Raw genomic sequence first — 7,171 nt, forward strand, 5'->3', positions numbered from 1 at the left:
GTCCGGGCCGTCAACGGCGGTCCAGAAGTCCCAGGTCCAGTGGTCGTCGAGCAGCAGCACGTGAGCAGTCCCGTCAGTGGGCGGTGGGCAAGGGCAGGGAGAAGGTGGTCAGTCCACCGGTTCGGCCGGTGGCGTGAGGTCGGCACGACCGAGGCGCCAGGCCCGGACGCTCCAGTCCGCAGCCTCCGGTGGGAGCACGACGCGCAGTCGAGCGCCGGCCGGCGGTCGCACCCGGGTGGTGAGGGCGGCCCGGTCGCCGAGGTACGCCTCGAGCATCGACCCGTCGAGGAAGACCCGCAGCCGCAGGCGCCCGTCCGCGCGGGGCGTCACGGCACCGTCGCGCTCGGTCGGGCTCCACGTGTCGTATGCCCGGGCGTCGGGTCGGTGCACCTGGAAGAGGCCTGTACCGCAGTCGAACCCGACCGATGCATGCAGCTCGTCGTGGCCGTGCACGATGTCGACCCGTACCGTGCCGGCCACCGCGGCGCACCGGACGTCGAGCTCGAGCGGGGCCACCGACAGCTCCGCGACGGCGCCGGGCGTCGTGACCGTCTCGCCGGCCGGATCTCTCCCCGAAACCGCACTGCCACCGTCGACGTCGAGGATCGCGTCCTCGCGCAGCGTCGCCAGCTCACGCAGGGGGGCGACGCGCAGCGTGTCGTCGGCGCCGAGCGAGAGCTCGAGGGGCAGCCCGGCGTTGTGGGCCCAGCCCACCTCCGCCTGCTGGGCGGCGGTGCGGCCGTCCTGGGTGATCGACCACAGGACGGTGCGCCCGTCGGACAGGACGTTGCCGCTCGGGCCGGTGAAGTGGCGGCCGACGTCGAGGCGCCGAGGGTCGGGGTGCCACGGCCGGAAGGAGCGGGTGCCGGCATGCCAGTCACCGAGCCAGTGGACGACCTCGACGACGCGCCCTTCGGGCACCGTCTCCCACCACGGGCACACGAGGAGCACGTGGGCCGTCCGCCCGGAGGGGGAGGAGACGGGGAGCAGCACGGGCAGCTCCCACATCTGCCCGACCTCCGGATGACGCGCCTCGTCACCGACGAGCAGCGGTCCCACCTCCCGCCACGTCTCGCCGTCGCGCGACTCGAACAGCAGCGCCGTGCCACCCCGGCCCACGACCCCGGCACCGACGAGCATGAACCAGAGCTCTCCCTCACGCCAGACGAAGGGGTCACGGAACTGGCCGGGCACGAGGGCCTTGCTCGTCGGCATGCGCAGCACGGGCTCGGCGTCAGCCACCCACGAGGTGGCTGCGCCCAGGCCCCGCGGGCGCGCCACGGCGACCGACTGGTCCGGGCTGCAGCGGACGTCACCTGCGGTGAAGAAGAGCATCGGTCGGCCCGAGTCGTCGAGGACGCTGCCACCGCTCCAGACGCCGTCGGGCGCCACCGGGGTGTCCACCGGCGAGAGGGCCGGCGGCAGGTGTCGCCAGTGCACGAGGTCGGTGCTGACCGCGTGTCCCCACTCGATGCCGCCCCAGTGCGCGCCGGTGCGGTTGGACTGGAAGAAGAGGTGGTGCAGACGCCCGACCTGAATCGGCGCGTGCGGCTCGTTCATCCAGTGCGCCGGCGGCAGGAAGTGGAAGGTGGGCCGGTAGGGGTCCGTCCGACGCCAGCGCGCGAGCTCTGCCACGACGTCGACCGGGGCATGGTCGGCAGGACCGTCGTCGTGCAGGGCTGCCGACGCGCTGGCGCGGTCGCTATGGCCCGCCAGCCCCACCGCCCCGACCACGCCGGTCACGCTCTCCCCCGTGAGGAGGGTCTCGCCGGAGGTTGTGTCGCAGAGGGCGGTGTCGTGACGACCCCCGACCAGGACGTCCCCGAGCGGCGGGAGCGAGGCGCCGGGGAGCCGCACCGACCCGACCAGCAGCCCGTCGACGTGCAGGCCGACCTCGTCGTCCCCGACGACGAGACCGAAGCGGTGCCAGTCGCCCAGCCGCACGGGCTCTGCGGCGGTCACGGTGTCCACCCGTCCCGGCACTGCCCTCGTGCGCACCTCGACGCAGGGGCGGCCCGAGCGGTCGAGCCCCAGGACGACACCCCCACCCCCGTCCTTGCCGCCACCGTCCTCGGACCAGCTCACCAGACCCGAGACGCGGCCGGTGACCGAGCCGAGGGAGACGGCCGCGTAGTCGAGCGTGAGGACGACGACCGACGCGCAGACCGCAGCATCGTCCGCGAGGAGGTCGGCCAGGCGGGACGTGCGCCCGCCCCCGACGAGGTGGCGCCGGCGGAGACCCGCCGGCGCCTGCACGCTCGTCACCGGCTGTTCTTCTTGTTGCGGTCGTAGGCGGCCTGGTAGATCGAGACGAGCTCGTCGATGCCGGCCTGCTTGAGCGACGCGACGTAGCCGTCCCAGTCCTGCTCGATCCCGCCGCGGACGATCCAGGCGGCCCGCTTCTCGTCGACGATGGCCTTGACGTCCGTCCCGATCTGGCCGATGCGGGCGAGCTCGTCCTGGGTGAAGAAGACGAGAGGGTAGGACTGCTTCTCTGCATAGGGCAGGTAGATCTGCTGAAGGTCCCTGGCGCGCTGGGCCGCCCGCGGCTCAGGAGCGACGACCGACTGGAAGTCCTCCTTGAGGACCACGTGGGGGCCGTTCGGGGCGATCTTCTGGCGGCGCTCGCCGGCGTCCTCGCCCGCCTTGAGCGGGGTGGCGACGAGCACGCCGGATGAGTCCTTCTGCAGGCCCTCGCCGATCGGACCCCACGCGACCTGGGCCGACATGACCGGGTCGTAGAGGCGGTCGACCCAGCGCATCGTCGCCTCGGGGTACTTGTCGGCCCGGGTGATCGCGAACGCGTTGCGGCTGTAGTCGACGTTGTTGGAGCGTCCGACCAGCTTGCCGGCCGGTCCCTGGAGCGGGCCCATGAGGGCGTAGTCCTTGGTCCGGTCGGGCCCGACCACCTCCTCGGTCTCCCACCACACGTACGAGCCGAGGACCTCAGGGTTCGTCTTGCCCTTGGCCAGGTACTGCTTGTCGTTCTGGGTGAAGGACTCGGGGTCGATGAGCCCCTCGGAGTACCACTGGTGCAGCTTCGCGATCGCGTCGCGGTACTCGGGCTGGATCGCCGTGTAGATGACCTTGTCGTCGCGCACGATCCGGTGGTCGACGTTGTCCGGCATGCCGGACAACGCGGCGAAGAGGTCGCCGACGTCTGCGCACCACCAGTTGTTCATGAAGCTGAGCGGGATCTCGTCGGCCTTGCCGTTGCCGTTCGGGTCCTTGGTGTGGAAGGCGGTCAGCACGTCGTGGTACTGCTCGATGGTCTGCGGCATCGACAGGCCGAGCTTCTTGAGCCAGGTCGTGTTGATCGACCAGAAGAACGGGACGGATCCCAGGTCGAGCTCTTCCGCGCTGGGCAGCGCATAGATGTGGCCGTCGGCTGCCGTGACGGCCGCCTTGAGGGCCGGTCGCCGCTCGAAGACCTTCTCGAGGTTGGGGGCGTACTTGTCGATCAGGCCTTCCAGGGGGATGAGGGTGCCGTTCGAGCCGTAGGTCATGATGTCGGAGTCGCTCAGCTCCGAGTTGTAGAACGCATCGGGCAGGTCGCCGCTGGCGAGGATGAGGTTCTTCTTCTCCTTGTACGCGTCGAGGGGCAGGTTCTGCCACCTGATCGCGACGTTCGTGTCCTTCTGCCACTGCTTGACGAGGCTCATGGCGGGCAGGTCGGCGAGCGGGGCCTTGCTGCCGGTGAAGGTGAGCGTGATCGGCTGGGTCACGATCGGCAGGCCGGTGGTCCTGAAGCCGGTGCCGGCCTGACCGTCTGCGGCGTCCGAGGATGCCGAGCAGCCGGCCGCGAGCGAGAGGCTCAGGGCGGCGACCACGGCGAGGGTCTTCTTCATGGGTACTCCTTGGCGCGGGACCGAACGGCAGCGCCGTCGGTGCGTTCGGTGGTTGTGCTGGGGTGGTGCGGCGGTGCGGGTGGAGCGGTCTTTCCGAGGTCCGGAGGAAGGTCGAGCGGCAGTGCGTTATACGTATGACCGCTCAGGCCTTGAGCGCGCCGGAGACGCCACCGCGGTTGAGGTAGCGCTGGGCGAACGGGGACACGACGAGCAGGGGAAGGGTGGAGACGACGACCATGGCGTACTTGACGAGCTCGCCGACCCGCTGCGCCTCGGCGTAGGAGGCCAGGTCGGAGGTCAGGTTGCCCTGGGCCGCGACCTCGGAGCGGATGAGGATGTTGCGCAGCACCAGCTGCAGCGGGTACCTCGTGTCGTCACCGAGGAAGATCAAGGCGTCGAAGAACGCGTTCCAGTTCCACACGAGGTGGATGAGGACCATGACGCCCACGAGCGGCTTCGACAGCGGCAGGACGATGGAGAAGAAGTGCCGGAACTCCGATGCCCCGTCGAGCTGCGAGGCCTCCCGCAGCTCCCCGGGCAGGGCCGACCGGAAGTACGTGCGAGCGATCATGACGTTCCACACGGCCAGTGCGTTCGGCAGCACCATCGCCCACACCGAGTCGAGCAGGCCCAGGTCCTTGACCACGAGGTAGCGCGGGATCATGCCGCCGTCGAAGAACATCGTCGTCATGAAGAGAACCGTGAGCAGCCGTCGCCAGGGCAGGTCCCGCCGGGCGAGGACGTACCCGCTGGTCAGCACGAGCGAGCAGCTGACGACCGTGGCGAGCGTCGTGTAGAGCACCGAGTTGCCGATGCCGCGCCACACCGTGGCGTCGGACAGCAGACGCGTGTAGCCGTCCGTCGTGAACCCCTGCGGCAGCAGCCAGACCGCACCGGCGTTGACCGCGTCGGGGTCGCTCAACGAGGCGACGAGGATGAACCACAGCGGGTACAGGATCGCGACCACCGCTCCGCCGAGGACGAGGCCGGCCACGACGGTGTAGGTGCGCTCACCCGCCGACCGCCGACGGGTGCGGGGATGGCTCGGGCCCACGGCCCGTGGACGCGACAGGGCGGGGGCGGTGCGGGCGCTCACTGCCCGGCTCCCCGCTGGAGGCGGGAGACGACCCGCGCGAAGGTGAGCAGGAGGGCGAGGTTGAGCAGCGAGTTGAACAATCCGATGGCGGCGCTGTAGCTGAACTGCGCCTGCTGGAGGCCGGCCTGGTAGATGTAGGTCTGGATGATCTGGGAGGTCTCGAGGTTGAGGGGCGTCTGCATGAGGAGGGCCTTCTCGTAGCTGACGTTCATGAGGTTGCCGACCGCCAGGAGGAACATCACGGCGATGGTCGGCGCGATGCCGGGCAGGTCGACGTGACGCAGGCGTTGCCACGTGTTGGCGCCGTCGACCCGGGCGGCGTCGTGCAGGGCCGGGTCGACGCTCGCGAGCGCGGCGAGGTAGATCACCATCTGGAAGCCGGACTCCTGCCAGACGGTCGTGCCGACGAAGATGGGCCGGAACCACTCGGGCGATCCCATGAAGAGGATGCGCTGTCCGCCGAGGAGCTCGATCGCGTTGTTCACCAAGCCGGTTCGTGGCGACAGCAGCAGATAGAGCATGCCGACCACGACGACGGTCGAGATGAAGGTGGGCGAGTAGAGGACCGCCTGGACGACGGAACGCAGCCGCCCGTCCGGCAGCTGGTTGAGCATGAGGGCGAGGATGATCGGCACCGGGAAGGCGACGACGAGGTTGGTGACCGCGAGACCCAGCGTGTTCTCGAGCAGGGTCGCGAACTGCGGTGAGGTGAAGAACCGGTGGAAGTGCTGGAGGCCGGCCCACGGGCTGCCCGCGAAACCGTCGAACGGGTTGAAGTTGCGGAACGCGATCTGGACGCCGTACATCGGCCAGAACTTGAAGAGCGCGAGGTAGACGAGCGCAGGGGCGAGGAGCGCGTACAGCTGCCACCGGGCCGCCATCCGCGTCGCGAGCGACGGGCCGGTCGTGGGTGCAGGGGCCTGCGGCCCCGCGCCCGGTGCCTCCTGCTTCGGTCGCCGGAGCGTGAGGGCGGTCATGACGCGGGCACCGGGCGGCCGACCGACCCGCGGGACACGAGCGGGCAGTGCAGCAGCTCGACGGTGGGGTCGGTGTCACCCGAGAGCAGGCGAGCGACGCCGCGCCGCCCCATCTCGGCGAACGGCAGCTCCATCGAGGTGAGGCCTGGGCGCAGGTGTGGCGCGATGACCGGCATGTTGTCGAAGCCGACCACCGAGACGTCCGTGCCGACCTTGAGGCCGAGCTCGCCGGCGGCCAGGTAGGCACCCCAGGCGGTGCGGTCGTTGCCGCAGAAGATCGCGCTGGGCCGGCGCTTGCGCCGGAGCAGCTGGGTGGCGAGCCGGTGACCGGCCACGGCGTCACCGTCGCCGTATTTGACGAGGGTCCGGTCGATGCGCAGGCCCGCCTCGGTGAGGGCGTCCACGTAGCCACGTTCGCGCTCGACGACCGCCGGCAGCATCGACTCGGCCGGAGCGATGTTGATGAAGGCCACGCGCTCGTGACCGTGCTCGACGAGGTGTCGGGTGGCCTCGAGTCCGCCGGTGTACTCGTCGGGCGCGACCGCGGGGAGCGAGCCGTCGTCCGCCGTGCCGTTGACGACGACGGTCGGCACCTCGCGCAGCAGCGGCGGGATCTTGAGGCGGCGGTTGTACATCGACGCGTAGACGATGCCGTCGACCTGGCGTGACAGGAGCGAGTCGATGGCGCGCTCCTCGATGAGGGGGTCACCGCCCGTGTTGATGATGAGCATGAGGTGCCCGTCGACCCATGCCTGGTCCTGCGCACCCTCGACCAGGTCACCGGCGAACGGCTCGCTCGCGACGGTGTCACCGACGAAGCCGATGAGGCGCGACTGGCCTTCTCGGAGCGACTTGGCGGCCGAGTTCACCCGGTAGCCAAGGCGGTCCACGGCGTCGAGCACCCGCTGACGGGTCTCGGCCGAGACGCGCGAGCCGGCGGCGTCGTTGAGGACCAGGCTCACCGCAGCCTGGCTGACGCCCGCCTCCCGTGCGACGTCCTTCATCGTCGGGCCGCCCCGACCGCCGGTTCGCGCCATCGCGAACTCCTCACCGTTATACGTTTAACTCGGTCGCCGGCGAATCTAGCCGCGCCGGCTGGTGCCGGTCAAGGGGTCTGTCGTCCTTGCGCATGCCGGTCGTCGCGTCAGGGCACCAGTCGACGCGTGGTTCCGCGACCGTGCGGGGGTGGGCCGACGGAATCCCGCGACACGAGGGGGCACTCGAGCAGGACCGGTTCAGAGCGTCGCTCG

At 70.4% G+C, this 7,171-nt stretch carries 5 protein-coding genes; all 5 read right to left on the bottom strand.

What is annotated here, in order from left to right:
• Positions 1 to 108: 108 nt before the first annotated feature.
• Positions 109 to 2,265, bottom strand: coding sequence for a glycoside hydrolase family 32 protein (locus ACR9ZK_RS19795; RefSeq protein WP_481343684.1), 2,157 nt, complete (start codon positions 2,263 to 2,265; stop codon positions 109 to 111).
• Complete coding sequence (locus ACR9ZK_RS19800) at positions 2,262 to 3,848, bottom strand: ABC transporter substrate-binding protein (protein WP_481343685.1); 1,587 nt, start codon at positions 3,846 to 3,848, stop codon at positions 2,262 to 2,264. Before ACR9ZK_RS19800 ends, ACR9ZK_RS19795 begins: the two co-directional genes overlap by 4 nt.
• A gap of 142 nt (positions 3,849 to 3,990) precedes the next feature.
• On the bottom strand, positions 3,991 to 4,944 hold the full coding sequence (locus tag ACR9ZK_RS19805) for a carbohydrate ABC transporter permease (RefSeq protein ID WP_481343686.1): 954 nt from the start codon (positions 4,942 to 4,944) through the stop codon (positions 3,991 to 3,993).
• Positions 4,941 to 5,921: an ABC transporter permease gene (locus ACR9ZK_RS19810; protein WP_481343687.1), complete on the bottom strand. Its 981-nt coding sequence runs from the start codon at positions 5,919 to 5,921 to the stop codon at positions 4,941 to 4,943. The genes ACR9ZK_RS19805 and ACR9ZK_RS19810 overlap by 4 nt, the downstream gene beginning before the upstream one ends.
• A complete protein-coding gene (locus tag ACR9ZK_RS19815; RefSeq protein ID WP_481343688.1) occupies positions 5,918 to 6,958 on the bottom strand; it encodes a LacI family DNA-binding transcriptional regulator in 1,041 nt (346 codons plus the stop codon). The genes ACR9ZK_RS19810 and ACR9ZK_RS19815 overlap by 4 nt, the downstream gene beginning before the upstream one ends.
• Positions 6,959 to 7,171: the final 213 nt, after the last annotated feature.

It is taken from the genome of Monashia sp. HAY1-5C, assembly GCF_056755255.1.